General features: G+C 33.6%; 25 protein-coding genes. 18 read left to right on the forward strand and 7 right to left on the reverse strand.

Going from position 1 to position 24,588, the window contains the following annotated elements; all coding sequences use genetic code 11:
* The first annotated feature begins 45 nt into the window (after positions 1–45).
* The 11 genes from INR76_RS12500 (at position 46) to INR76_RS12545 (ending at position 14,939) form a co-directional block, all read left to right on the forward strand.
* Positions 46–3,789, forward strand: a complete 3,744-nt coding sequence (locus INR76_RS12500; RefSeq protein WP_223108293.1) for an efflux RND transporter permease subunit — start codon at positions 46–48, stop codon at positions 3,787–3,789.
* Positions 3,789–5,024, forward strand: coding sequence for a TolC family protein (locus tag INR76_RS12505; RefSeq protein WP_223108294.1), 1,236 nt, complete (start codon positions 3,789–3,791; stop codon positions 5,022–5,024). The genes INR76_RS12500 and INR76_RS12505 overlap by 1 nt, the downstream gene beginning before the upstream one ends.
* A gap of 3 nt (positions 5,025–5,027) precedes the next feature.
* Entirely contained in the window at positions 5,028–5,621 is a 594-nt protein-coding gene (merTP, locus tag INR76_RS12510; RefSeq protein ID WP_103051063.1) for a mercuric transport protein MerTP, read from the forward strand.
* Positions 5,622–5,626: 5 nt separating this feature from the next.
* A complete protein-coding gene (locus INR76_RS14000) occupies positions 5,627–5,833 on the forward strand; it encodes a GDCCVxC domain-containing (seleno)protein (protein WP_103051064.1) in 207 nt (68 codons plus the stop codon).
* A gap of 1 nt (position 5,834) precedes the next feature.
* A complete protein-coding gene (locus tag INR76_RS12515; RefSeq protein WP_223108295.1) occupies positions 5,835–8,330 on the forward strand; it encodes a heavy metal translocating P-type ATPase in 2,496 nt (831 codons plus the stop codon).
* An 18-nt stretch (positions 8,331–8,348) separates the two neighbouring features.
* Positions 8,349–8,831, forward strand: coding sequence for a DUF305 domain-containing protein (locus INR76_RS12520; protein ID WP_106688417.1), 483 nt, complete (start codon positions 8,349–8,351; stop codon positions 8,829–8,831).
* Positions 8,821–10,599 carry an efflux RND transporter periplasmic adaptor subunit gene (locus INR76_RS12525; protein ID WP_223108296.1) on the forward strand — a complete coding sequence of 593 codons (1,779 nt, stop codon included), beginning with the start codon at positions 8,821–8,823 and terminating at the stop codon, positions 10,597–10,599. The genes INR76_RS12520 and INR76_RS12525 overlap by 11 nt, the downstream gene beginning before the upstream one ends.
* A 32-nt stretch (positions 10,600–10,631) precedes the next feature.
* Positions 10,632–11,126: a heavy-metal-associated domain-containing protein gene (locus INR76_RS12530; RefSeq protein ID WP_051881039.1), complete on the forward strand. Its 495-nt coding sequence runs from the start codon at positions 10,632–10,634 to the stop codon at positions 11,124–11,126.
* Between the two features lie 978 nt (positions 11,127–12,104).
* Positions 12,105–12,647, forward strand: coding sequence for a hypothetical protein (locus INR76_RS12535; RefSeq protein WP_255592678.1), 543 nt, complete (start codon positions 12,105–12,107; stop codon positions 12,645–12,647).
* A 125-nt stretch (positions 12,648–12,772) separates the two neighbouring features.
* A complete protein-coding gene (locus INR76_RS12540; protein ID WP_223108297.1) occupies positions 12,773–13,414 on the forward strand; it encodes a DUF6266 family protein in 642 nt (213 codons plus the stop codon).
* Between the two features lie 373 nt (positions 13,415–13,787).
* Complete coding sequence (locus tag INR76_RS12545) at positions 13,788–14,939, forward strand: porin (RefSeq protein WP_223108298.1); 1,152 nt, start codon at positions 13,788–13,790, stop codon at positions 14,937–14,939.
* A 185-nt stretch (positions 14,940–15,124) separates the two neighbouring features.
* On the opposite strand, the gene INR76_RS12550 is transcribed toward INR76_RS12545, so the two are convergent.
* Together INR76_RS12550 and INR76_RS12555 are read right to left on the reverse strand one after the other, a co-directional pair.
* Complete coding sequence (locus INR76_RS12550) at positions 15,125–15,844, reverse strand: hypothetical protein (protein ID WP_223108299.1); 720 nt, start codon at positions 15,842–15,844, stop codon at positions 15,125–15,127.
* Positions 15,845–15,850: 6 nt separating this feature from the next.
* A complete protein-coding gene (locus INR76_RS12555) occupies positions 15,851–16,591 on the reverse strand; it encodes a hypothetical protein (protein WP_223108300.1) in 741 nt (246 codons plus the stop codon).
* 373 nt (positions 16,592–16,964) lie between these two features.
* On the opposite strand from INR76_RS12555, the gene INR76_RS12560 reads away from it, so the two are divergent.
* Together INR76_RS12560 and INR76_RS12565 are read left to right on the forward strand one after the other, a co-directional pair.
* Positions 16,965–17,444 carry a MarR family winged helix-turn-helix transcriptional regulator gene (locus tag INR76_RS12560; protein WP_255592681.1) on the forward strand — a complete coding sequence of 160 codons (480 nt, stop codon included), beginning with the start codon at positions 16,965–16,967 and terminating at the stop codon, positions 17,442–17,444.
* A 3-nt stretch (positions 17,445–17,447) separates the two neighbouring features.
* Positions 17,448–17,702, forward strand: a complete 255-nt coding sequence (locus tag INR76_RS12565) for a hypothetical protein (RefSeq protein ID WP_223108301.1) — start codon at positions 17,448–17,450, stop codon at positions 17,700–17,702.
* Between the two features lie 155 nt (positions 17,703–17,857).
* Here the strand turns inward: INR76_RS12565 and INR76_RS12570 are convergent, their stop codons facing one another.
* The gene (locus INR76_RS12570; protein WP_223108302.1) at positions 17,858–18,448 is read right to left on the reverse strand and encodes an NAD(P)H-dependent oxidoreductase; all 591 of its coding nucleotides are present in this window, start codon (positions 18,446–18,448) and stop codon (positions 17,858–17,860) included.
* A gap of 93 nt (positions 18,449–18,541) precedes the next feature.
* Here INR76_RS12570 and INR76_RS12575 point away from each other — a divergent pair, with 93 nt between their 5' ends.
* Positions 18,542–19,450: a LysR family transcriptional regulator gene (locus tag INR76_RS12575; protein WP_223108303.1), complete on the forward strand. Its 909-nt coding sequence runs from the start codon at positions 18,542–18,544 to the stop codon at positions 19,448–19,450.
* A gap of 21 nt (positions 19,451–19,471) precedes the next feature.
* Here INR76_RS12575 and INR76_RS12580 read toward each other — a convergent pair whose 3' ends face one another.
* On the reverse strand, positions 19,472–19,831 hold the full coding sequence (locus INR76_RS12580; RefSeq protein WP_223108304.1) for a helix-turn-helix domain-containing protein: 360 nt from the start codon (positions 19,829–19,831) through the stop codon (positions 19,472–19,474).
* A gap of 100 nt (positions 19,832–19,931) precedes the next feature.
* On the opposite strand from INR76_RS12580, the gene nfsB reads away from it, so the two are divergent.
* Genes nfsB through INR76_RS12595 form a run of 3 tightly spaced genes read left to right on the forward strand, consistent with a single transcriptional unit; the run spans position 19,932 to position 22,294 of the window.
* Positions 19,932–20,618 carry an oxygen-insensitive NAD(P)H nitroreductase gene (nfsB, locus tag INR76_RS12585; RefSeq protein WP_223108305.1) on the forward strand — a complete coding sequence of 229 codons (687 nt, stop codon included), beginning with the start codon at positions 19,932–19,934 and terminating at the stop codon, positions 20,616–20,618.
* A gap of 12 nt (positions 20,619–20,630) precedes the next feature.
* The gene (locus INR76_RS12590; RefSeq protein ID WP_223108306.1) at positions 20,631–21,494 is read left to right on the forward strand and encodes a DUF4437 domain-containing protein; all 864 of its coding nucleotides are present in this window, start codon (positions 20,631–20,633) and stop codon (positions 21,492–21,494) included.
* A 2-nt stretch (positions 21,495–21,496) separates the two neighbouring features.
* Complete coding sequence (locus INR76_RS12595) at positions 21,497–22,294, forward strand: SDR family NAD(P)-dependent oxidoreductase (protein WP_223108307.1); 798 nt, start codon at positions 21,497–21,499, stop codon at positions 22,292–22,294.
* 38 nt (positions 22,295–22,332) lie between these two features.
* On the opposite strand, the gene INR76_RS12600 is transcribed toward INR76_RS12595, so the two are convergent.
* Genes INR76_RS12600 through INR76_RS12610 form a run of 3 tightly spaced genes read right to left on the reverse strand, consistent with a single transcriptional unit; the run spans position 22,333 to position 23,873 of the window.
* Positions 22,333–22,755 (reverse strand): hotdog fold thioesterase, encoded by a 423-nt coding sequence (locus INR76_RS12600; protein ID WP_223108308.1) that lies wholly within the window; start codon positions 22,753–22,755, stop codon positions 22,333–22,335.
* A 9-nt stretch (positions 22,756–22,764) separates the two neighbouring features.
* The gene (locus INR76_RS12605; RefSeq protein ID WP_223108309.1) at positions 22,765–23,283 is read right to left on the reverse strand and encodes a peroxiredoxin-like family protein; all 519 of its coding nucleotides are present in this window, start codon (positions 23,281–23,283) and stop codon (positions 22,765–22,767) included.
* Positions 23,280–23,873: an NAD(P)H-dependent oxidoreductase gene (locus INR76_RS12610; RefSeq protein ID WP_223108310.1), complete on the reverse strand. Its 594-nt coding sequence runs from the start codon at positions 23,871–23,873 to the stop codon at positions 23,280–23,282. Before INR76_RS12610 ends, INR76_RS12605 begins: the two co-directional genes overlap by 4 nt.
* 103 nt (positions 23,874–23,976) lie before the next feature.
* On the opposite strand from INR76_RS12610, the gene INR76_RS12615 reads away from it, so the two are divergent.
* Complete coding sequence (locus tag INR76_RS12615) at positions 23,977–24,372, forward strand: helix-turn-helix domain-containing protein (RefSeq protein ID WP_223108311.1); 396 nt, start codon at positions 23,977–23,979, stop codon at positions 24,370–24,372.
* The last annotated feature ends 216 nt before the right edge of the window (positions 24,373–24,588 follow it).

Below are 24,588 nucleotides of genomic sequence, written 5' to 3' on the forward strand. Positions count from 1 at the left end.
CGGTGTTTTTACAACACTATTGTCTAATTGTTTAAAATCAATCATATGCTAAATAAAAGCATCAAATTTTTAATAGAAAACAAACTCGTTGCAGTTTTACTACTTGTCCTTTTTATTGGATGGGGAACTGTTAATGCACCTTTTAATTGGGATACAGGATTTTTGCCAAGTAACCCTGTAGCAGTAGATGCTATTCCCGATATAGGTGAAAATCAACAAATCGTATTTACCAAGTGGGATGGTCGTTCCCCACAAGATATAGAAGACCAAATAACCTATCCATTAACCACATCATTATTGGGTATTCCTGGAGTGAAAACCATTCGTAGTTCCTCTATGTTTGGGTTTTCAAGCATCTATATCATTTTTGAAGAGGATATAGAATTTTACTGGAGCAGAAGTCGTATTCTCGAAAAACTTAATTCCTTACCAAGTGGTTTATTACCCGAAGGTGTTAATCCAGCGTTAGGTCCAGATGCCACAGGATTAGGACAAATATTTTGGTACACACTTGAAGGTCGTGATGAGAACGGTAATGTAACAGGTGGTTGGGATTTACACGAATTACGTAGTATTCAAGATTACTATGTTAAATATGCCTTGTCCTCTGCAAGCGGTGTTTCTGAAGTTGCATCAATTGGTGGTTATGTTCAAGAGTACCAAGTGGATGTAAACCCAGAACTAATGCGTCAATATAACATTGGGTTACATCATATTGTTAAAGCTGTAAAAGAAAGTAATAAGGATATTGGCGCACAAACCTTGGAAATTAACCAAGCTGAATATTTAGTTCGTGGTTTGGGGTATGTAAAATCCATTGCAGATATTGAAAATGCTGTAGTTGATTCTGAAAATTTCACTTCAATAAAAATTAAAGACATTGGAAAAGTTTCATTAGGTCCAGCAACAAGACGAGGTTTATTGGATAAAGAAGGTGCTGAAGTTGTTGGTGCTGTTGTGGTGGCTCGTTATGGAGCAAACCCAATGGAAGTCATTAATAACGTAAAGGAAAAAATTAATGAATTAAGTGCAGGATTACCTTCAAAAGTTTTGGCAGATGGAAGAACATCACAAGTTACCATAGTGCCTTTTTATGACAGAACAGAATTGATACAAGAAACTTTAGGTACACTCAATGAAGCCTTAACTCTTGAAATATTGATTACCATTTTGGTTATAATCATTATGGTGTTTAATCTTCGAGCTTCTGTCTTGATTTCAGGATTATTACCAGTTGCAGTCTTAATGGTATTTATTGCGATGAAACTCTTTGGCGTCGATGCTAATATTGTCGCATTATCTGGTATTGCAATTGCTATCGGAACAATGGTCGATGTTGGTGTCATACTATCAGAAAACATTATAAGGCATTTGGATGAAAACGAAAATGTCATTCCGACAGAGCAAGGAACGAGCGACGAGGAATCTCATAAAAAGTTACCCATAAACACGGTAGTTTACAACGCAACAGCCGAAGTATCTGGTGCAATCGTAACCGCAGTTATGACAACTATTATCAGTTTCATTCCTGTATTTACAATGATTGGCGCTGAAGGTAAATTGTTCAGACCATTAGCATTCACAAAAACCTTTGCATTAACAGCTTCAATAATTGTAGCATTGTTTTTAATTCCACCTTTTGCAGCGTTTTTATTCAGAAAGAAAAGCATAAAAACGCATTTTAAATATGCTTTAAATGGCGTTTTAATAGTATTAGGGATAATAGCAATAATCTATGGTTATTGGTTAGGATTAATATTGATAGCTTTTGGTATCACAGCATTGTTAAGTACTCAAAATAAAATAACAGAAAAACAATCCAACTTAATTAATATCATAATATGTACAACTGCAATAGTATTTCTGTTAGCGGAATATTGGAGACCTTTAGGAGTTGATAAAAGTATCTTCTGGAATCTCATCTTTGTTGGTGTCATTTGCTTTGGCTTATTGGGTGTTTTCTCATTGTTTATCAGGTATTATACTCGAATTTTAAGATGGTGTTTAGATAATAAATTACTATTTCTTTCAATTCCAACTGCAATTGTCATTGCAGGTTTTTTCATTATGAAAAATACAGGCAAAGAGTTTATGCCCTCATTAAATGAAGGCTCATTTCTACTAATGCCAACCTCGATGCCTCATTCTGGCGTAGAAGAAAACAAACGTGTCTTACAGCAATTAGATATGGCAGTAGCCAGTATTCCAGAGATTGAAACCGTAGTTGGTAAAGCAGGTAGAACAGAATCAGCGTTAGACCCAGCACCTTTGTCGATGTATGAAAATATCATTCAGTATAAACCAGAATATATGCTGAATGAAAACGGAGTACGCCAACGCTATAAAGTCAATGATGATGGTGAATATGTGTTAAAAAACGGAATGTCATTGCGAGCGGAACAGCGTGAAGCGTGGCAATCTCTTAAAGCAAAAGAACAACTCATTCCAGACAATAATGGCGAGTTCTACCGTAATTGGCGACCAGAAATACAGTCACCGGACGATATTTGGAATGAAATTGTAAAAGTGACCAAATTACCAGGCGTAACGTCTGCACCAAAGCTACAACCTATTGAAACCCGATTGGTAATGTTGCAAACAGGAATGCGAGCACCAATGGGTATTAAAATAAAAGGGCAAGATTTAAAGCAGATTGAAGCGTTTGGAATGCGATTAGAAGATATTTTAAAACAAGCTGAAGGTGTAAAAGATGAAGCTGTTTTTGCAGACCGTATTGTAGGTAAACCCTATTTGTTAATTGATATTGATAGAGAGAAAATTGCTCGTTATGGCGTAACCATTGAGGAAGTTCAAAATGTTTTGAAAGTGGCTGTTGGTGGTATGGTATTAACACAGACAGTAGAAGGTCGTGAGCGTTATGGTGTTAGAGTTCGTTACCCAAGAGAATTAAGAGCAAATCCAACCGATTTAAAACAAATCTATGTGCCTGTTGAAAAAGGAAGCCCTGTTCCGTTAAGTGAATTGGCGACTATAAAATATGAACAAGGTCCACAAGTAATTAAAAGTGAAGACACTTTTTTAGTTGGCTATGTGTTATTTGATAAAATGGATGGTTTTGCAGAAGTCAATGTGGTAGAAAATGCACAAACCTTAATTCAAGAAAAGATAGATAGTGGCGAATTGGTAGTCCCAAAAGGTATCAACTACCAATTTACGGGAACGTATGAAAACCAATTAAGAGCAGAAAAAACCTTGTCGGTTGTTGTGCCTTTAGCGTTGGCAATCATTTTCTTAATTCTGTATTTCCAATTTCGTTCAGTAGGGACATCACTAATGGTATTCACAGGTATTGCAGTTGCTTTTGCTGGTGGTTTTGTAATGATATGGCTCTATGGTCAAGATTGGTTCTTAAACTTCAATGTCTTTGGTGAAAATCTGCGCGATTTATTTCAAATGCACCCCATTAATTTAAGTGTAGCGGTTTGGGTTGGGTTTATTGCACTATTTGGTATCGCAACCGATGATGGAGTTGTAATGGCAACTTATTTAACACAAACATTTGATAGAAATACACCAGAAAATAAAAAAGAAATCAGAGCATCAGTAGTAGAAGCAGGAGAAAAACGTATTAGACCTTGTTTAATGACAACTGCTACTACCATATTGGCATTATTACCAGTATTAACATCTACAGGAAGAGGTAGTGATATTATGATACCTATGGCAATACCAAGTTTTGGTGGAATGTTAATCGCTTTAATAACACTATTTGTAGTCCCTGTTTTATATAGTTGGAAAGCAGAAGTTAAACTTAAAAGAACAGTATAATGAAACATATAAAATCACACATAAAGTCAGTCATTTTTCTTTGTTTTTTAATCTTTGTTCTCAAAGGAAATGCGCAACAATTAGATGTGCTCATTAATGAAGCATTAAATAACAACCCTGAAATTCAAAAATTTGAATTGCAATACAAAAGGGTTTCAGAAAAAGTAAATGAAGTAAATACGGTTCCTAATACAGAATTTGGAGTTGGTTATTTTGTAAGTGAACCAGAAACTCGAACAGGTGCTCAACGCTTTAAGGTGTCTGCAAAACAAATGTTACCGTGGTTTGGTAATATTTCGGCAAGAGAAAATTATGTGAGTTCGTTAGCAGATGTTAAGTATGAAGATATTGTAATTGCGAAGCGAAAACTAATGTCTTCAGTTTCACAATCTTATTATAGACTATATGCTAATAAAGCAAAACAAAAGGTATTAACAGAGAATATCAATCTGTTAGAAACATATGAAACAATGGCTTTGACTTCTGTTGAGGTTGGTAAAGCATCCGCAGTAGACGTGTTGCGATTGCAAATGCGTCAAAACGAAATGCAACAATTAAAAGAGGTGTTGCAACAACAATTTTTAGCAGAACAAACTAACTTCAATAATCTATTGAATAGAAATAATGATGTTACCGTGAATGTGATAGATAGTTTAATGATACCTTCAGAAGACTTTGATATTACTTTTGAAAAATTAGCATTACATCCTGAATTACTAAAATATGATAAACTCTATCAATCCATAGAGCAATCTGAATTATTGAATCAAAAAGAAAGCAGTCCTATGATTGGTTTTGGATTAGATTATATCAATGTTTCCAAAAGACCAAATATGGATTTTACTGATAACGGTAAGGATATTGTAATGCCAATGGTTTCGGTATCTATCCCAATTTTCAATAAGAAATATAAATCCCAAACCAAACAAAATGAGTTGCAACAACAGGAAATTACGGCTCAAAAACAGGAACGTTTAAATGCATTGGAAACGCTTTTAGACAAAGCGATTAACGAACGCATTTCTGCAAGAATAAGTTATGCTACCCAAACCAAAAACCTACAGCAAGCCAAAGATGCAGAAGACATTTTAATCAAAAGCTATGAAACAGGAACGATTGATTTTAATGATGTTTTAGATATTCAAGAACTACAATTAAAGTTTCAAATCAATCAAATAGAGTCTATTAAGACCTACTATGTGCAAAGCACAATTATTAATTATTTAATTCAGTAAACTATGAAAAATAATAGTAAACTAATTGGCACAGGAATGTTAACTGCTATAACTGCTTCTCTATGTTGTATTACCCCTGTTTTAGCTCTTATTGCAGGAACAAGTGGAATTGCTTCAGCATTTTCTTGGATAGAACCCTTTAGACCTTATCTAATTGGGTTAACAGTTTTTGTATTAGGATTTGCTTGGTATCAAAAACTAAAACCTCAAAAAGAAATTGACTGTGAATGTGAAACGGACGAAAAACCAAAATTCATACAATCAAAGAGGTTTTTAGGAATTGTTACTGTATTTGCAATTGTAATGTTGGCTTTCCCATACTATTCAGGAATTTTTTACACAAATACAGAAAAACAAATAACCGTAGTTTATAAATCAGACATTAAAACAACTGAATTTAAAATCGACGGAATGACCTGCGCCAGTTGCGAAGCACACGTAAACCACGAAGTTAATAAACTCAACGGTATTGTAAACTCAAAAGCATCCTACGAAAAAGGTAACGCTATCATTGAATTTGACAAAACCAAAACCAATGAATTAGAGATTGAGAAAGCAATTAATTCTACAGGTTATAAAGTAACTGATAAAAAATAAAATTGATGCAACCTATATTAAAATCAGAAATCACTTGTCCAAACTGCGGACATAAAAAAGTGGAAGAAATGCCAACAAATGCTTGTCAATTCTTTTATGAGTGTAAAAATTGCAAAACGGTTTTGAAACCAAAGGAAGGCGATTGTTGTGTTTATTGTTCTTATGGAACTGTCCCTTGTCCGCCAATTCAGAATAATAAAAATTGTTGTTAAAATGAAACATACATATCATATACACGGAATGACTTGCAACGGTTGTCGCAGTCACGTTGAAGAAACGCTCTCTAAAGTGGAAGGTGTTTTAAAAGCAACGGTCAATTTAGAAAAGGCTGAAGCTACCATCGAAATGGAATCGCATATTCCTATAGAAAAGTTTCAAGAAGCCTTAAAAAAGGATGGTGGTACATATAGCATTCATAAACAAGGTGAACACCATCAGCATTCAGAAGCTAAAAAGGAAAAGCAACCTAAAGGTACAGGCACATTTTATTGTCCTATGCATTGCGAAGGCGATAAAACTTATGATAAACCAGGCGATTGTCCTGTTTGCGGAATGGATTTGGTGGAAGAACAAAATCTATCAGCAACTTCAAAGGAACAATGGACGTGTCCGATGCATCCAGAAATTGTAAAAGAAGAAGCAGGTTCGTGTCCTATTTGTGGGATGGATTTAGTACCAATGGAAGCAGATAGTTCAGCAGAAGAAAAAACGTATAAAAAGCTATTAAAGAAATTTTGGATTGCCACAGCATTTACCTTGCCCATTTTCTTAATGGCTATGAGCGAAATGCTCAATAACAATCCGTTGTACGATATAATGGAACAGAAATATTGGAACTGGATTCAGTTTGCATTATCAATTCCAGTAGTGTTTTATGCCACTTGGATGTTCTTTGAGCGTGCTTATAGAAGCATAAAAACGTGGAATCTCAATATGTTTACACTTATTGGGATTGGTGCAGGTGTGGCGTGGTCGTTTAGTGTTTTTGGTATGTTCTTTCCAGACGTATTTCCAAGTCAATTTAAAACAGAATCAGGTGCAGTTCACGTCTATTTTGAAGCAGCAACTGTGATTTTAACGTTAGTGCTTTTAGGTCAATTGTTAGAAGCTCGTGCACATAGTAAAACCAATTCGGCAGTAAAAGAACTGTTGAAATTAGCACCTAATAAAGCCATAAAAATAGTAGATGGTGAAGAAGTTGAAGTCAGTATTGACGAGATAGAACTTAATGATATTCTAAAAGTGAAACCAGGCGATAAAATTCCTGTCGATGGTGTGATAACTGAAGGCGAAACAACTATTGATGAATCTATGATTACAGGCGAACCTATTCCTGTAAACAAATCTCAAGAAGATAAAGTAAGTAGCGGAACCATTAACGGGAATCAATCCTTTTTAATGAAAGCAGAAAAGGTAGGAAGTGACACTTTATTATCACAAATCATTCATATGGTTAATGATGCGAGTAGAAGTCGTGCACCTATTCAAAATTTAGCAGATAAAGTTTCAGGCTATTTTGTGCCAGTTGTAGTTCTTATTTCTATTATCACATTTATTGTATGGTCTATTTGGGGACCAGAACCAGTTTATGTGTATGCGTTTGTCAATGCAATTGCAGTACTAATCATTGCTTGTCCTTGTGCTTTAGGTTTAGCAACACCAATGTCTGTAATGGTTGGTGTGGGTAAAGGTGCTCAAAATGGTGTATTGATTAAAAATGCTGAAGCTCTTGAAAAAATGGATAAGGTAAATACGCTTATCGTTGACAAGACAGGAACAATTACCGAAGGAAAACCAACAGTTGAAACCGTTGGAGCTTTTAATGATGCTTTAAGCGAAAAAGAAGTGTTACAATACATCGTGTCATTAAATACAAATAGCGAACATCCTTTGGCAGAAGCGACAGTTAAATATGGCAAAGAACACAACGCAGAAATTTTAAAGTCCGAAGATTTTAGTGCTGTTACAGGAAAAGGTGTTGAAGCTAAAATTGATGGAAAAAATGTAGCATTAGGTAATCCTAAAATGATGGAATATGCTAAAGCGGATATTACTTCTAAAATGAAAGACGAAGCTAAATCTTACCAAGAACAGGGTAAAACAGTTTCTTATTTGTCAATAGATGAAACCGTAGTTGGATATGTAGTTATAGGCGATAAAATAAAAGAAACAAGTGCTAAAGCCATTAAAGCACTTCAAGATAAAGGGATAGATGTAATAATGCTAACAGGTGATAATCACAATACAGCACAAGCAGTAGCATCAGAACTAAATCTTGCAGATTTTAAAGCCAGTATGCTACCAGAAGACAAACTCAAAGAAGTAGAGAAACTACAAAAAAATGGAAAAGTAGTTGCTATGGCAGGTGATGGCATTAATGATGCACCAGCATTGGCAAAAAGTGATGTAGGTATTGCAATGGGTACGGGAACAGATGTAGCGATAGAAAGTGCTATGATAACACTCGTAAAAGGCGATTTACACGGTATTGTAAAAGCAAAAAATTTAAGTAATGCTGTAATGAAGAACATTAAGCAGAACCTATTTTTTGCACTTATTTATAACACTTTAGGTGTGCCTATTGCAGCAGGAGTTTTGTTTCCATTCTTTGGAATATTGCTCTCGCCAATGATAGCAGCTTTAGCAATGAGTTTTAGCTCTGTTTCAGTTATTGGAAATGCACTACGATTAAGAACAATTAAAGTTTAACTATAAAATCAAATAATTATGGAAAATTCAAAAGAACACTCAAACAAAGGAAATTACAAAACCTTCTTTATAATGTTGGCTTGCTCATTTGTAGCAATGTACATCACAATGTATCTAAACACCTATGCAATAGACCACGTGTGGTTTAGCTTAACCCGATTTTATATGACCTGTTTAGGTATTTCAGCAATGGCAGTAATAATGTGGTTTTTTATGCGAAAAATGTATAATGATAGAAAGAAAAACATAGCCATACTTGCAGGTAGTTTTATCCTGTTTGTAGGTGCATTAGGATTAGTAAGAACACAAGCACCAATCATTGGTGACGTACTATGGATGAAAGCAATGATACCACATCATTCTATCGCTATTTTAACAAGTGAAAGAGCAGATATTCAAGACCCAGAAGTTAAAAAATTAGCAGAAGACATTATAAAAGCACAACGTAAAGAAATAGAAGAAATGAAAGCAATGATAAAACGATTAGAGAATGAAAAATAATAAAATAGTCATATATATTGGCATACTCGTAGTAGGTGTGTTATTGGGTTGGTTGCTTTTTGGTGGCTCATCAAATGAAGAAATAGACCATAATCACGATGCGGTTGCAGCAACCAATCAAATGTGGACGTGTTCTATGCATCCACAAATTATGCAACCAGAGCCAGGCGATTGTCCTATTTGTGGGATGGATTTAATTCCTGCCGAAGCTGGTGCAGATGGATTAACAGCAGATCAGTTTAAATTAACCGCTAATGCAATGGCTTTAGCAAACATTCAAACCACGGTGGTTGGTAATGGTTCAGTAGAAAATGGAATCATAAAACTTTCAGGAAAAATTGCCGAAAACGAAGAAGCCAATGCAGTACAAGTCAGTTATTTTTCAGGTAGAATTGAGCGTTTAAATATCAGTTTTACAGGTGAAGAAGTACGCAAAGGGCAACTATTAGCAACAATCTATTCACCAGAATTGTATGCGGCACAACAAGAACTCATTACGGCAGCATCTTTAAAGGAATCACAACCTGCTTTGTATAAGTCAGTTCGTAACAAATTGAAGTTATGGAAGCTATCTGAAACTCAAATCAACCAGATTGAAGAAACAGGAAAAGTAAAAGAAAACTTTCCTGTTTATGCAACCGTTTCGGGTACTGTTACAGAAAAATTGGTAGAGCAAGGCGATTACATCAAACAAGGACAACCCTTATTAAAAATTGCCAATCTCAACACAGTTTGGGGAAACTTTGATGTGTATGAAAATCAGATTGACCGCTTTAAAAAAGGACAGGAAGTGATGATAACAACCAATGCTTATCCTAATAAAGAGTTTAAAGGTAAAGTAGATTTCATTGACCCAGTTTTAAACACGAAAACAAGAACTGTAACCTTACGTGTTGTTTTAAGCAATAAGGACGATGTATTTAAACCAGGAATGTTTGTAACCGCAAATATTGAAGGCAGTACAGCTAAAAATGATGAAGTATTATCAATTCCTGCATCTTCTGTATTATGGACAGGTGAACGTTCTGTGGTGTACCTTAAAACAAATCCAGACCAACCTATTTTTGAAATGCGTGAAATTAAATTAGGCAATCAAATTGGTAATGAATATGAAGTTGTAGAAGGTTTATTTGTTGGAAATGAAATAGTGACTAACGGAACATTTACGGTTGATGCAGCAGCACAATTACAAGGCAAAAAGTCTATGATGAATAAAGATGGTGGTAAAGTAATGACTGGACACGAAGGTCATTTAGGTATGGATAACAATGCATCTAACAAAGAAAGTGACCACACTAATATGAATGAGCGTTTGGAAGTATCAGAGAAATTTCAAGAGCAGTTAAATAGTGTTTACAATGCGTATATCAATTTAAAAGATGCTTTAGTAAAAGAAGATTCAATAAGTACTTCAGCAAACGCAACAACTTTATTAAATAAATTGAACAAAGTAGATATGAAATTGTTGTCAGATAATAAGGCGCATAACCATTGGATGTCATTAGAAGGCGAAATAAAATCTTCTGCAACTTCAATTTCTGAAACGTCCGATATAAAATCACAAAGAGACCATTTTAAACATTTATCATCACATCTAATCAATGCTGTACAACTATTTGGTATCAATGAAAAGGTCTATGTAGAATTTTGTCCAATGGCAGATAACAATAATGGTGCTTATTGGTTAAGCAAAGAAGAAAAAGTAATCAATCCATACTTTGGCGAAGCAATGCTAACCTGTGGTGAAGTAAAACAAGTAATAGAATAATAAATCAAGTAATAACAATTAAATTTTAAACAATGAATTTTTCAAAGAAAAATCACGAACACAAAAACAAAAATGTAATCGACGTGAGTAAAAAAGTAATTTTAAGTGTAGCTGTAATAGCAGCATTAGGTTTAACAAGTTGTAAAAACGAAACCAAAAAAGAAACAGAAACCACAACTACTGAAATGTCAAAAGATATGGCAATGACAGACCTGTCTTTTGGTGTAAGAGGAAATTGCGGAATGTGTAAAAACACTATCGAAAAAGCAGCTAACGGTGTTGAAGGTGTTGCAAGTGCTAATTGGGATGTCGATAAAAAGAAGATTGATGTGTCTTTTGATGATACAAAAACCGATGCAATGGCAATCCATAAAGCAATCGCAGCTTCAGGATATGATACCGAAAAAGTAGCAGGTGATGAAGAAGCATATGATGGTTTACCAGGTTGTTGTAAATACGACCACGAAATGATGATGAATCAATCTGGTGAAGAAGAAAGTGATGACCATTCAAATCACGACCATTAAGCAATAATGAAAGAGTCTTTTTCGGAAGGCTCTTTTTTATTCCCCACAACCCAAAACCCAGTTTTTTCGTACCTCAAAATCCTCTGTCTTTTGTGTTGTTCCGCTCACCTAACAAGTTTAGCGTTTTTTTGTCTTTAAGGTAATAGCATATTACAGCTTTGGTTTTCATAAAATCAAACCAAACTGCAATAAGCTATTCTGTTATTATTATATCATAAAACCCTAAACTCACCCAAGCTATATTACATAATACAAGTTATAGTAGCAAAAATCCTTTCAAGGGTTTGCTATCGCAGCATTCTTATATTTTCGTAGCTATAACTGGTATTATGTAAAATATCCGCAATTCCAACGCGCAATTCCGAACATTTAACCACATTTTGAACTAACATTAAACATTTAAACATTTTAAGGTTTCTGTTAATTGATAATAATATTCGTTATCTCATTCAAGCTGCACAAAACCATCGTTAAGTCCAAGTATTCCTTACCTCAAGTCTTTGTTTGTTTCATTTCGTTAACAAATATAAAAGTCCACTTTTCCCCACCACCCAAGTCAGCGGTTATAGAAAAATAGGTTTATAAAGTGTAGTGCTACGCCATAGCATATTGCTTTTTCTCGTGCCTCAAAAAAACAAAAAGCTATTGTCTAAAAGTCCTGTATAAGTAGCTTGTTTAAATGCTGTTTTATCAAACAACTATTTAAAATGCTACCCATACAAACGCTTCACCCAACGCTCAGTACGGTACTAAAACCTATTTTTTTAAGTGTTAATTCCCCAGAAAAGTTAAAGGCATTTTCAATCAAGTTTAACTAATTTGAAAATTTAAAATAAAAAAGATGGCAAATATATGTGGCTACCTCTGCCAACCGCACAAGGCTATAAAGGTCAAGCCCTACGGGTTTTGAATAAAACTTTTTTCAATACCTTTTTTTTTGATTTAGTCATTCAATAAAAAAACTTTTATCCAAAAACCTTGACAGCCTTACCCACGCCACAACAACTATGGCTATCTTTTTTCTTTTCAAAAAAAAATAATGGCGCGAAGCGTAGCGAAGCAATTTTAAATTGGATAGCTATGTCAACTTTTGAACTAAAAACACATCAAGTCGGAAAGACTTACTCGAACCCTCATTTTTTCATTTTAAACAAAGGTCTAAACAGCGGAAAACCACTCTTAAAATCCTGTGCTAACTGTTTCGTTGTCACTACTACAACAGAAGAGGTAAAACACACACTTTTTCACTTATCTATGATGTTGCAAATAGGCGGGTTTTATGCTTACTATTTAAAAGGAAGTGTTATTCCATTTATTTCAAGAGATGATTGCAGAAATACTCTAAAAAATAGTTTTATATCATTAATAAATAACGAATTTCAATTGCAAAAGCATATTAATATAGTGTCAGCGATTAGTAAAAAAGAAGACGAACTTCAAAAAGTCATTTCAAAAATGGCAGATTTGAAAGTATCATACATTCAAAGTTTATTTTCTAAAATGCAAAAAGAAGCAATCTAAAGCAACAAAATCCATATCTAACGAATAGCATAAAACTTGCCATATATTCAGTCGGAAGGTACAACTTCGTGTTAAGTCCGTACCAAGTCCGAAGAAAAATAAGTTTCATTTAAATTATTTATGTTATGGGTAAAATTTCCCAAGGTATTTTAGGAGGGCTTTCAGGTAAGGTTGGAAACGTTATCGGTGGAAGCTGGAAAGGAATTGATTACATTAGAATTAAACCCTCAAGTGTAGCCAATCCAAGAACTGTTGGTCAAGTAAACCAAAGAACAAAGTTTACTGCCACTTTAGAATTTTTACAGGCTGTAAAGCCTTTTATTAAGTTAGGGTATAAAGGATTAGCAGTTAAGAAAACAGAATTTAATGCTGCAATGTCGTATGTGTTGAATAATGCGATTACAGGTACTGAACCTAACTTTGTTGTTGACTATCCGAACGCTTTAGTAAGTCGAGGAGGTTTATCTGGTGCGTTAAACCCAACGACTGATTTAGCAACTGCTGGAGAAGTAACTTTTGGGTGGGATGATAACTCTGCCGAAGGTAACGCAAATGCAACTGATAAAGCGATGTTGTTGGTTTACAACCCCTCAAAAAAGGAATCTATTTCTTTACTTGATGGAGCCGACAGAACTGTTGGTTCTCAAATTGTTCCAATCCCAACAACTTATGCAGGAGATACAGTAGAGCTATTTATGGCGTTTATTACTGCTGATGGTAGTCAAGTATCAAACAGTATTTATTTAGGCTCTGGTACAGCTAATTAATGCTTGGTGTTTTTATTTGGAAACCGCTCTAATCGAGCGGTTTTTTTTGTGCTATATTAGTAGCTCAATTTATTGATGTTTACTCTTTATTTATTCTTTTTATGTATTTTTTGCACCCTATTTGTTGCCCAAATGCCTTAACGTCAATAGACATAAGGATAGTTAAATATTGTATTGGGAAGTAGGTTATAAAACCTTAGGTGTTAAAGAAGAGCTTACTAGTTTGTATTGCTATTCTAAAATCTTCATTTGAATAAAATTTTAGTAATTTTAAAAGAATTAAGATAATATATGTCTTTTTAAAAAATCGTATTTATTAGGTACACATCTTCCGATTTTTTAATTTAAATAAGTTTTATAAGCCCTTTATTTTATGAAGTTATTTTTAATGTGTTTGCTAATATTTGTTCCGCTTTGGGGCTTTTCTCAAGTAAAAGACAGTTTGGCTAACCCTATAATTTCAATAGAAAATAGTAGGCTTTTAAATAACATAGATATTACCTTCGATATGCGGACAGAGCTACAAGCATACACCTATAGAGGCGGAGATCAATATTATAATGGGGTACAATTTGAAAATGGTTTTACAGCACTAGGGTTTTCTGCAAAGCTTCATGAGCAAGTAAGTTTTTATTTCAGAAATCGATTTAACAGAGGTAGTGATATTCAAAGCCTTGATCAATTGGGTAGTAACATTGAATTGGCGTACGTAGATATTAAAGCTACTCCAAAACTTAATGTTTTGGTAGGAAAAACATACGCATTTTATGGAGGTTATGAATATGAGTTTAGTGCACTAGATGTTTTGGAATATAACGACATTCAAAGCAATGCTCTAGCATACGTTACCGGAGCCGGAATAACGTATCAATCTAGTCAAGATCACAAATTTGGTTTTCAGGTTTTGAATTCACGCACTATGCTTTATGAAGATATTTACGGTGATGACGTGGCAGCAAACATTGAAGAACCTATATGGCCGGTAGCGGTTGTTGGTAACTGGCGCGGTAACTTTTTTGACGGTAAATTTCAAACTATTTATAGCTTGAGTTATTCCAATCAAGTTAAAAATAAAGGAACTTATTTTTTTACTTTAGGTAATAAGTATCAAAATGATAACCTCACAATAATGTATGATTTTAATTTTAGTTATGAAGAGGTTGACACCAAAGGTATTATAACTAGTATTTTTAATACCGATACAGTGGCTCAAGATGCTTTATATATTGAAAACTGGGTAAGAGCAGAATATCGCATTAATTCAAAATTTAAAGGATTGGTTAGCCTTATGACTAGTAGTGCTTATGGTGAAGTTGAAAATGATCGTAACCGTTTGAGAACAAGTTACAGTGTTGTTCCCACCCTATATTACACTCCAATTAAAGACTTTGATATACGATTTTTCTTGGCCTTTATTGGTAGATATTATACATATTCAAACTATGCTATCGAAGAATTTAATGCAGCAGATTATAATAGAAACGAACTGAGAATAGGTATTATAGCTCCTCTTCTGTTATTGTAAAATTACTTTTATTTCAGAATAATAAGCAGATAAACTACCACTAGAGTTTGATCATTAAAAGTAAATCAAGATTTGACAGAAAAAATAAATAAGGTTGATATTCAGATTCAGAAAACACCTATGAATCATTAATCAAGTTTTAATTTCGATTGAAAAAAATATAGAGAAGCTCAGTAAGTAAATATCTATAGTTTTGAAATTCCGATATTATAAAACTTAGCATTGATAGTTCCGGAACCGTCTAGTGTATATTTAATTTCTACAATATCGTTTGCTTGTAATAACAGCACCGAGTTACCGCTGGTGCCCCAGTAATCATTACGATCTAATGAAACATTCCCACTAGTGAGATATGATTTTAATGCACCGTTTACAAAAACCAAAAGTTTATACTTTTTTGCACCCGTTGGAAGGTTTGTAGTTGACATACCTGCAGTCACCAAATAAAGCCCGTCTTGAAGAATTTTTACAGTACTATTTCTAGTTGACGATTGATCGCTTTCTACTAAATAATACTCTTCGGCATTATGTAAAATATGTGTAGCATTAAGAGGTAGCGGAATAGGCGGTTCTTCTTGAAGGGTAAGGCTTCCGCCATTTTTATTTAAAATAATAGATGGTGTATTATTAAATTGCTTATACTTGGTCCATACTCCATTAATACGAATGTATAAACTAGCATCAGTTGTGTTAAAAACAATAGAACCATTGAGCGGTTGGTCAATAGCTTGCATTTGAGCTTCTGTCATTCTTGGTAATGCGACTGTACCGGTTGTACTTTCTACTTGAAGTGCACTTCCATCATCAAGGTTGGTCGTATTAATCCCTACTCCTTTTTGTGCATAAACAACTGAAGATAAAACTATAAGAAACACACCTATTACTCGGTTAAGAAACAATTTCATACGTACCTATATTTTAATAATTCCTATCTTGAAAAAACGTGCGTCAAGTGGTGTTCCTCCGTTATTAAGAACATAACGAAGAATTATTTTATCATTTGCCTTAAAAGGAAGTGTCATTACTCCGCTTGTACCAAACTCTTCATCAGATTCCATAACCACATTACCTCTTACAAGATAGCCTATAAGGTTTGCTGTACTATTTTTGTAAACACCAATAATATATTTGTGACCTCCTATGGGTAAACTATTTACTGAAAAACCTGCGGTAATCATATAATTACCATCCTTTTTTACTTGTACAGTACCATTTGCAGTGACAGTAAAAAAATTCTCTTCATTTGAAGCAACCTCGTCAACATTTAAAGGAAAGTTATAGTATTGGTTTAAATTGGTTTGAACCAAATTATTATCGTCATCTTCTCCCCAATCTTTTGATAAAACTATTGAAGGTAAATCCGGTCTTGTGATATTATTCCAAGTACCAGATGAGTATAAATATAATGCTGAGAAAGTAGTATTATAAACAATAGAACCCTCCAACGGTGTGGGTATTGCATTCATTTGTGCATTAGTCATTCGAGGTGGTACAAAACCACCTGTAGTACTATCTATTTGCAGTGCGCTACTTGGCTCGGGATTGGTTGTGCCTATACCTACTTGTGCGAGTACTGGCGACGTACTTATTAAAAGTAAAAGAGCAATTTTATAGACTCCCAAAAGGGTGAGTCTTATTTTGGTATTTTTCATCGGGGGCTAGATTTAAATACTTAAAAGGTTAGTAAGTTAACGGATAGCAAATTTATAAGAATTATTGAATTTACAAAGAAAATAAACATATAATCCTTGTCTTTCAGCTTTTTATCGAAACTTTTTTTGAGAAAAGTAAGTTTTTTCTTATCAAATTATTGCCAATTAAATCAAGTTGAACTAGTCGAAGGAAATTGAAATAGTTTCTGCTCTTGAAATGACTAACTTCTCTACTTATGTAAATCTATTTTATAACGCTTGCTTCTTTTCAACCTTTCAACAAATCTATGATTAAATAAAACAAAATTTTAAAACATATTTATGTAACTTGTTACGTTTATTTTATATATTTGTGTAACCAATTACATAAATTATGGATGATTACTTAGTTAAAATGGATATTTCTGGATTAACAGGAAGGCTAAAAAGGCTTAATGACCTCTTTGTTTATCAAACAAAAGAGTTTTATCAAGAATTTGATATAGACATTGAACCAAATTGGCACATGATTTTTTTGATGCTTGAAGAGAACGAAAACTTAACCGTTACCGAAATGGCCGAAGCAACAAAATTATCGCATCCAGCAATTATAAAACTAACCAACAAGATGAAAAAAAGAGGGTACTTAGAATCATTTCAAGACCCAAATGACCTTAGAAAACAACAATTAAAATTATCTAAAAAAGCAAAAAACAAGATGGATCAACTTAAAAAGTATTGGGAAGCTGGAGAAAAATCATTGAATGATTTGGTCAATAATAGAAAAGAACTTTTAAAAGAAATGGAGCTCCTAGAAAACAATCTTATCGAAAAAAGCTTCAAAGAAAGAATGGTTGAATATTTACATACATAACTTATGAAACTACTAATTGATATATTTGGCTGGGTAGGTTCTATATTAGTTGTTTTAGCCTATGCCCTATCTTTATCAAAAAAGCAGAAGTACACTCACTATGGAAAGTACCTTAATCTTTTCGGCGGCTTTCTTATAGCCATTAACTGTTATTACTATAATGCATATCCTTCTTTTGTTACCAATGTTCTTTGGTGCACCATTGCTACGCTCACAATTTTCAGAACTAAGAGAAGCACTCAACAATCTAGTTGTTAAAAATCATTATTCTCACCATTAAAGGATATGTAGTTTAATTAATCAGAGATTTTATAACACTCTTTAAATTCAAATTTGAAATAACAATTTTAGGGTAAACCAGCTTAAGCATTTATTTATGGGGTATTAAATAAATGCTTAAGCTGGTTATTAAGTTAGCTTAAAACACTTTTCAAAAAGGTGTCATAATTTTTTAACTCCAAAGGTACATCTGCATTTTTCTCCATATCATGAAAATGATACGTGGCCAAGAGTTCCATTCCTGTAAACTTGTTCATTTTATGAAAACCAAACATAGCACCTTCATCTACACTTGTTTGATCAAAAAATTCACCTTCCATAGTAAAAGCAGCTTTGGGAGCATTCCAGCTAGTAGTAAGAATGTATTTTTTTCCGTGCATGAGTCCGCCGGTTCCATAATTGATATTTGGGTTGCTTCTGCTTCTGCCATCACTTCTGTAAATTCCATTTTGATGACCTTCTGTAAATACAACATCTAGATATTCTTTAAATCCGAAAGGAATTTGAAACCACCATACAGGCGTATGATAAATTATAATATCTGCCCACTTAAATTTTTCAACTTCTTCTTTTGCCTCATAAGGGTCGCCTACAAAAGTAGATTTTACCTTATAGTTGTCTAAAGACTCCAAATAATCAATGGTTGTATGGTAAAGGGTTTTATTAAATTTTCCACCAGAATGTGCAAAAGGATGACTTCCGTTTATAATAAAAATGTTTTTCATCACTGCTGTTTTATATTTTTCAGCAAATTTAAAAGGCTTTTTACTATTGTAAAAATAATACAAATCATATCTTTGTATTAAAATAATAATAGTATGGTAAACTTAGAATGGTACAGAACCTTTAAAGAAGTATATGAAAACGGCACTCTTACAAAAGCTGCCGTAGCTTTATACTCTTCTCAGCCCGGTGTGAGTGTGCATCTTAACGCTCTAGAGGCTTATGTGGGAAAAAAGTTATTTGAACGTACATCGAGAAAAATGATTCCTACCGAGGACGGAAAGTTTTTATACGAATATATTATCAACGCCATCACAAAGCTAGAAGTTGCAGAACAACACTTTAAGAAAACAACTCAAGAAAAAAATCCTTCTCTTAATGTGGGTATGTGTTCAGAAATGTTTCAATTAATTATTGAACCTGAAATTCCGAAGCTTAATTTTGATTTGGTAGCGCGTTTTGGTGCGCATACAGATTTAATTAAAGATTTAAATAACGGTATTTTAGACCTTGTAATCACTCCCAAAAAAAAGTCTGAAAAAAAATCACTCGTAGAATATGTTCCTTTTTCTAAAGAACAAATCATTTTAGTTGCCGGAAATAAAACCGATACTACTCAACTAAAAAAACAAATACAGAATGAAAAATGGAGCAGCTTAGAGAAGGAGTTACAAGAAAACATTTGGTATAGTGCATCCAATGAGATGGAACATTTTAGACGATTTTGGTATGAAAATTTTAATAAAAAACCATCGTTTAAACCTAATTATATTTTGCCCAATCTCGCATCTATAATTCGCTGTCTAAGTAATGGTAAGGGACTTGCTGTAATCCCTGATTTTTTATGTGAGAAAGAAATTTTAAATAACGAAATACAACTCATCTGGAAAGGAAAACTCCCTACAGAAAACACACTATACTTTGCTTCAAGAACAGATTTAAAGCACAAGGAAGAGCTAGAATCTATTCAACGTATATTTAGGTCTAAAATGAAAAAATCTTAAACAAATAAAAAAATAAATATATCATTCATCTGAATGATTTTCTGAAACATAATCTCCCCAATCTGCTATAGACTTAACCAGCGGAATTAATGTTTTTCCGAAAGAAGTTAACGAGTATTCAACCTTTAAAGGAGGTTTAGATGTATATACCTTTCGATTAACCAAACCATCATCTTCAAGCGCTTTTAGCTGTAAACTTAGTGTGCGTTCAGTAACCATGGGCATTTCTTTTCGTAATTCATTATAACGAAGTTTTTTATCAATTAAATGATATAGAATTACCGTTTTCCACTTTCCTCCTATTATTCCCATTGTTAAACTAGTACAACAAGGGTATTCATTTCCTTTAAACTTCAACGTTTTATAAGCTTCTTTTTCCATAAAATCTATACTATCATGTTTGACCGTTATTGCAAAGATAGAATACTATATTTAAGTTTGCAACTATAAAAAGTATAGTAAAAACAAAAAAAATTGAAAAATGAATTCAGAAACAGAACAAATTGAAACAACAGTTAACATTAAAGAAGTACTTAATTGGAGATACACCACTAAAGCTTTTGATACTTCAAAAAAGATTTCTGCAGAAAATGTAGAAAACATAAAAGCTTTATTACAATTAAGCCCATCATCAATCAACTCGCAACCTTGGCATTTCATTATTGCTGAAACGGAAGAAGGTAAAAAAAGATTGGCCAAAGGAACGGAGGGATTTTTCAGTTTTAATGAGCCTAAAGTTACCGGAGCGTCTCACGTAGTATTATTTTGTTCAAAAACTGAAATAGATGAAACGTTTTTAAATGATATAAATGAAAAAGAAGACCAAGACGGTCGCTACGCAAAAGAAGAGTTTAAAGAGCAAAGTTTAGGCGCAAAAAATCTTTTTACCAACATTCACAAATATGATCTTAAAGATGCACAACACTGGATGGAAAAACAAGTTTACTTAAATATAGGTAACTTTTTACTGGGAGTTGCAGCTTTAGGTATAGATGCGGTACCTATGGAAGGTATTGATATGAAAGCCCTAGATGAAGAGTTTGGGCTACGTGAAAAAGGTTACACGGCATTAGTTATGGTTGGTTTAGGTTATAGAGCCGAAGACGATTTTAACGCTACTTTACCAAAGTCTAGATTAACCGAAGAAGAAATATTTACCATCATATAAAAACCAGAAACTATGATTTCTATTAGAACGTATGCCATTATTTTTAGTGTTATTTTTTTATTTTTTTCCTGCAAGAAAGAAACAAAAAGCACAGAAGTAACAACTAATCCGGTTATAGATAGTATCACCAATCCTACAAACAGAGTAATTTTAAGTTCTGAAATTAATTGGCAAAAACTCAATCCGGCAAGAGGTGATCAAAGTCCGCAAGCAGGAACCATTTGGGGTGATCGAAACGGAACTGAAGCAACCGGATTTCTTGCAAAATTTGCAGATGGTTTTTCATCTCCTCCACATATCCATAATGTAACATACCGTGCTGTAGTGATTGAAGGATTAATACATAATGATGACCCTGATGCAGAAAGTATGTGGATGAAACCAGGTAGTTTTTGGACACAACCACAAGGTGAATCACATATTACGGCATCTAAGGGTGAAAGCATCGCTTTGGTAGAAATAGATCACGGTCCCTATTTAGTCAAACCCATTGATGAAGCATTTGATAATGGTGAGAGACCTATAAACATAGATGTTTCAAATGTGGTTTGGCAAAATATGGAAACTTCAAACCTTGTAGATAAAACAAGTAATGCTGAAGTTTCGTTTTTATGGCAAAGTGAAAAAGCCAGTGGGTATTTTGTAAAATTTCCGAAAGGTTATAACGCTAAAATAGTAAGTGATGGTTCGGTTTTTCATTCAGTTGTTATTCAAGGTGAATTGCAATATATACTTCCGCAAAACGGAGATAAAAAAACACTTGATCAAGGTAGCTATTTTGGCGCAACCGCTAAAGCCGTTCACAACCTTTCAACTATTTCAGATAATGAGGTGATACTTTATATAAGAACTAACGGAAACTTTCAAATTTTGTAAGTATGAAAACCATTTTAATTACCGGAAGCACTGATGGTATTGGTAAGTTGACCGCTATAAAATTGGCCAAGAAGGGTCATCAAGTTCTTTTACACGGAAGGAATGAAAAAAAACTTCGGCAAACAATTAATGAAATAAAAGAGCTTAGTGGAAATGACACTATTTTTGGGGTTATTTCAGATTTTTCAGATTTCAAAAGTATTGAAACCATGATACAGGAGATAAAGACCAACTACCAAAAAATTGATATTCTTATTAATAATGCCGGAGTTTACACTAGTAGAATTCAAAAAAATGAGCAAAATCTGGATATGCGTTTTGCTGTTAACTACTTTGCGCCCTATGTACTTACAGAAAATTTACTTCCTCTCTTAAAGCAAAGTGATGCTCCTAGAGTGATTAATTTAAGTTCGGCAGCGCAAGCTACGGTTTCAATACCTGCGTTAAAAGGAAACAAAAACGTAACTGAATCTAATGCCTATGCACAAAGCAAGTTAGCACTTACCATGTGGAGTTTTGTATTTGCCAAAAAACATCCAGAGATAAACACGATTGCTGTAAATCCAGGTTCGTTGTTAAATACAAAAATGGCTAATGAAGCATTTGATAACCATTGGTCACCGGCAGATAAAGGTGCAACTATTTTATATGAACTAACACTTTCTAATGCGTTTGCTGAAAGTAACGGTAAGTATTTTGATAACGATAAAGGTGATTTTAATAAAGCACATGATGATGCTTATAACACAGAAAAAGTTGCTACACTTATTGACGTTACAAAAAACATTTTAAGTGTTTAAACAACTTTTTCTAGTCCAAGAATTCTTACAAACTATTATTACTTGGCTCTAATAAAATTATAAACGCCTTTACCTTCTGCAACGAGTATCTCTTCTTGAAAAGCTTTCATTTTGGTAACCATAATACGGTTTCCCATTCGTACTAGTTTGCCTTCAAAAATCAAATCTTTCCCTTCTGCAAAACGTAAGTAATCAATACGCAAATCGATTGTAGCGAGTTTATCTTCGGGTGATTTAAAGTTTGCAATACCTATAGCACCTCCCACCGAGTCCATAATGGTTGCCATAACTCCACCGTGCCATCGATTGGTGCGAATATCACCTACCAAGTCTTCTCGAAATGGAACCTTTACACGTATAAACTCTTTTTCAATACGGTCTACTTTTAGCCCAAAATATTTATGGATGGGAATCTCTTCTTCGGCTAGGCGAATTAACCGTTTTTTTGTTTCTTCATTCATATTTTAAAATTACAACATTTCTCCGCGTGCAGGATAATCTTCAGAAACAATAAAATCAATTGCTTTTACAAAAGATGGTAAGTAAGGTCTTCCCCAAGGATTACTATTAATGGCGCTGTAATAAATTTGGTTTGTAGAGTCAATAAGAAATAAACCCGGCTCACTAAATACATCTGGTTCGCCATCTTTTACTCCTTTACTAAGGTATAGTGCCCAGTTGCGCGCTGTTTCTTCGTCTAACTCGTAACCCAAATCGAGATTTGAAAGTTCCCACTTTTGGCGAGAAAGCCTTGCTCTTTTTTCTGAGTCCATACTTACAGCTACCACTTGTACGCCTCGTTCCTTAAAATCTGGTTGTAAATCTTGTAATTGTTGTAAGTACTTTTTACATATTGGACAATGCAATCCTCTATAAAAAACCACTAAGGTAAAGTTTTTGGGATTTTGCTCAGTAAGAGAAAACTGGTCTCCGTTTACTAAATTAAATTTTAGGTCTGGTGCTGTCTGTTTTGGTGTTGGTCTTTTCATAGCGTAATAAAGTTATTTCTTAAATGTGTATCAAATCGTTTAAAATCTGTTTCAATTTCAGGATTTTTCATAACATCATAAGCCATAAATGTTGGCATAGGTTCAAATCCAAACCACTTAAAGTTAAGATGCATTGGTTTGAGTAAATCATCTTCACTCATACCTCCAAAAAATGACTCCTCAGGGTTATTGAAAGCCTCTTTAGGAGCGTTTGCAGTAACTGACATCATATATTTTCCTTTCAGCTTTCCTCCTAAACCATAATTTTTTTTGGGAGAACTACTACTTCTACCATCTCCATCAGACATTTCGCCCATCATTCCTTGTGTAAATACTTGGTCTATATATTTTTTGAATGACCAGCTCTGCCCCATCCAGTTGATAGGTGTTTGAAAGAAGACTACATCTGCCCATTTCCATTTTTCTATTTCTTCTTCAACATTGTACGTTTCATCTTCGGTTTTTATGGTTTTTACGTTATAACCATTATCCTTAAAAAAAGTTTCAGCTTTTTCTGTAAAGCTTGCATTTAGCTTTCCTTGAGCAAAAGGATATTCTTGATGCCCATTAATTATAAATACGTTTTTCATTTTATATTTTATTATATTTGTTTCAAAAATAAACTATTAATAGTATATAAACGAAACTAATTAAGGAAACACTAACAAATTTGTGGTAACCAAAAAGTAACTAATGGCTAGAAAGTATATAAATAATCCAAACGCTTGTACACTTGTACATACCATGAATATCATAGGTAATAAATGGAAACCTATTATTATTTACCTATTATCTAATGGTGCAATGCGCTTTGGAAAGTTAAATACATTAATACCAAGTATTTCAAAAAAAGTATTAACAGATCAACTTAAAGAAATGGAAAGTGATGGTTTGCTACTTAGAAAATCATTTGCTGAAACACCTCCAAGAGTTGAATATTCATTAACTGAAAAATCTATTGGTCTGCTACCTGTTTTAAAACTTTTAAGCGGATGGGCCGAAACGTACTATCCTGAAATAACTTTTGAACAGTGTAGAATTATTGAAAAAAATAATACTATCAAGGTTGAACAACCTACTTCAGAATAATAGTAAGCTACCTTACTATAAAATGAATTCAACCTTTTTCCGCACCAAAAAGTATACACCTTATACCAAAATGTTTACGTAAACTATCTACTACCCTCTGTAATTTTGCATTAGAATTTGTAATACAATAAAATATTGAAAGATGTAAAAGTAGGTTGTGTTGTATTAACACCTCCAAAATAAAGTCATATTTAAGGCTTGGTTGAAGAGAAATAA

This window comes from Marixanthomonas sp. SCSIO 43207 (assembly GCF_019904255.1).
Lineage (GTDB): Bacteria > Bacteroidota > Bacteroidia > Flavobacteriales > Flavobacteriaceae > Marixanthomonas.

Bases quoted from the DNA above. Each gene is read 5' to 3' on its own strand.
- INR76_RS12605 (WP_223108309.1), bottom strand. From the start codon at position 23,283: ATGAAAAGACCAACACCAAAACAGACAGCACCAGACCTAAAATTTAAT.
- nfsB (WP_223108305.1), top strand. From the start codon at position 19,932: ATGAATTCAGAAACAGAACAAATTGAAACAACAGTTAACATTAAAGAA.
- INR76_RS12505 (WP_223108294.1), top strand. From the start codon at position 3,789: ATGAAACATATAAAATCACACATAAAGTCAGTCATTTTTCTTTGTTTT.
- INR76_RS12580 (WP_223108304.1), bottom strand. From the start codon at position 19,831: ATGGAAAAAGAAGCTTATAAAACGTTGAAGTTTAAAGGAAATGAATAC.
- INR76_RS12550 (WP_223108299.1), bottom strand. From the start codon at position 15,844: ATGAAATTGTTTCTTAACCGAGTAATAGGTGTGTTTCTTATAGTTTTA.
- INR76_RS12570 (WP_223108302.1), bottom strand. From the start codon at position 18,448: ATGAAAAACATTTTTATTATAAACGGAAGTCATCCTTTTGCACATTCT.
- merTP (WP_103051063.1), top strand. From the start codon at position 5,028: ATGAAAAATAATAGTAAACTAATTGGCACAGGAATGTTAACTGCTATA.
- INR76_RS12520 (WP_106688417.1), top strand. From the start codon at position 8,349: ATGGAAAATTCAAAAGAACACTCAAACAAAGGAAATTACAAAACCTTC.
- INR76_RS12590 (WP_223108306.1), top strand. From the start codon at position 20,631: ATGATTTCTATTAGAACGTATGCCATTATTTTTAGTGTTATTTTTTTA.
- INR76_RS12575 (WP_223108303.1), top strand. From the start codon at position 18,542: ATGGTAAACTTAGAATGGTACAGAACCTTTAAAGAAGTATATGAAAAC.
- INR76_RS12500 (WP_223108293.1), top strand. From the start codon at position 46: ATGCTAAATAAAAGCATCAAATTTTTAATAGAAAACAAACTCGTTGCA.
- INR76_RS12610 (WP_223108310.1), bottom strand. From the start codon at position 23,873: ATGAAAAACGTATTTATAATTAATGGGCATCAAGAATATCCTTTTGCT.
- INR76_RS12600 (WP_223108308.1), bottom strand. From the start codon at position 22,755: ATGAATGAAGAAACAAAAAAACGGTTAATTCGCCTAGCCGAAGAAGAG.
- INR76_RS12560 (WP_255592681.1), top strand. From the start codon at position 16,965: ATGGATGATTACTTAGTTAAAATGGATATTTCTGGATTAACAGGAAGG.
- INR76_RS12595 (WP_223108307.1), top strand. From the start codon at position 21,497: ATGAAAACCATTTTAATTACCGGAAGCACTGATGGTATTGGTAAGTTG.
- INR76_RS12540 (WP_223108297.1), top strand. From the start codon at position 12,773: ATGGGTAAAATTTCCCAAGGTATTTTAGGAGGGCTTTCAGGTAAGGTT.
- INR76_RS12565 (WP_223108301.1), top strand. From the start codon at position 17,448: ATGAAACTACTAATTGATATATTTGGCTGGGTAGGTTCTATATTAGTT.
- INR76_RS12555 (WP_223108300.1), bottom strand. From the start codon at position 16,591: ATGAAAAATACCAAAATAAGACTCACCCTTTTGGGAGTCTATAAAATT.
- INR76_RS12525 (WP_223108296.1), top strand. From the start codon at position 8,821: ATGAAAAATAATAAAATAGTCATATATATTGGCATACTCGTAGTAGGT.
- INR76_RS12545 (WP_223108298.1), top strand. From the start codon at position 13,788: ATGAAGTTATTTTTAATGTGTTTGCTAATATTTGTTCCGCTTTGGGGC.
- INR76_RS12615 (WP_223108311.1), top strand. From the start codon at position 23,977: ATGGCTAGAAAGTATATAAATAATCCAAACGCTTGTACACTTGTACAT.
- INR76_RS14000 (WP_103051064.1), top strand. From the start codon at position 5,627: ATGCAACCTATATTAAAATCAGAAATCACTTGTCCAAACTGCGGACAT.
- INR76_RS12530 (WP_051881039.1), top strand. From the start codon at position 10,632: ATGAATTTTTCAAAGAAAAATCACGAACACAAAAACAAAAATGTAATC.
- INR76_RS12515 (WP_223108295.1), top strand. From the start codon at position 5,835: ATGAAACATACATATCATATACACGGAATGACTTGCAACGGTTGTCGC.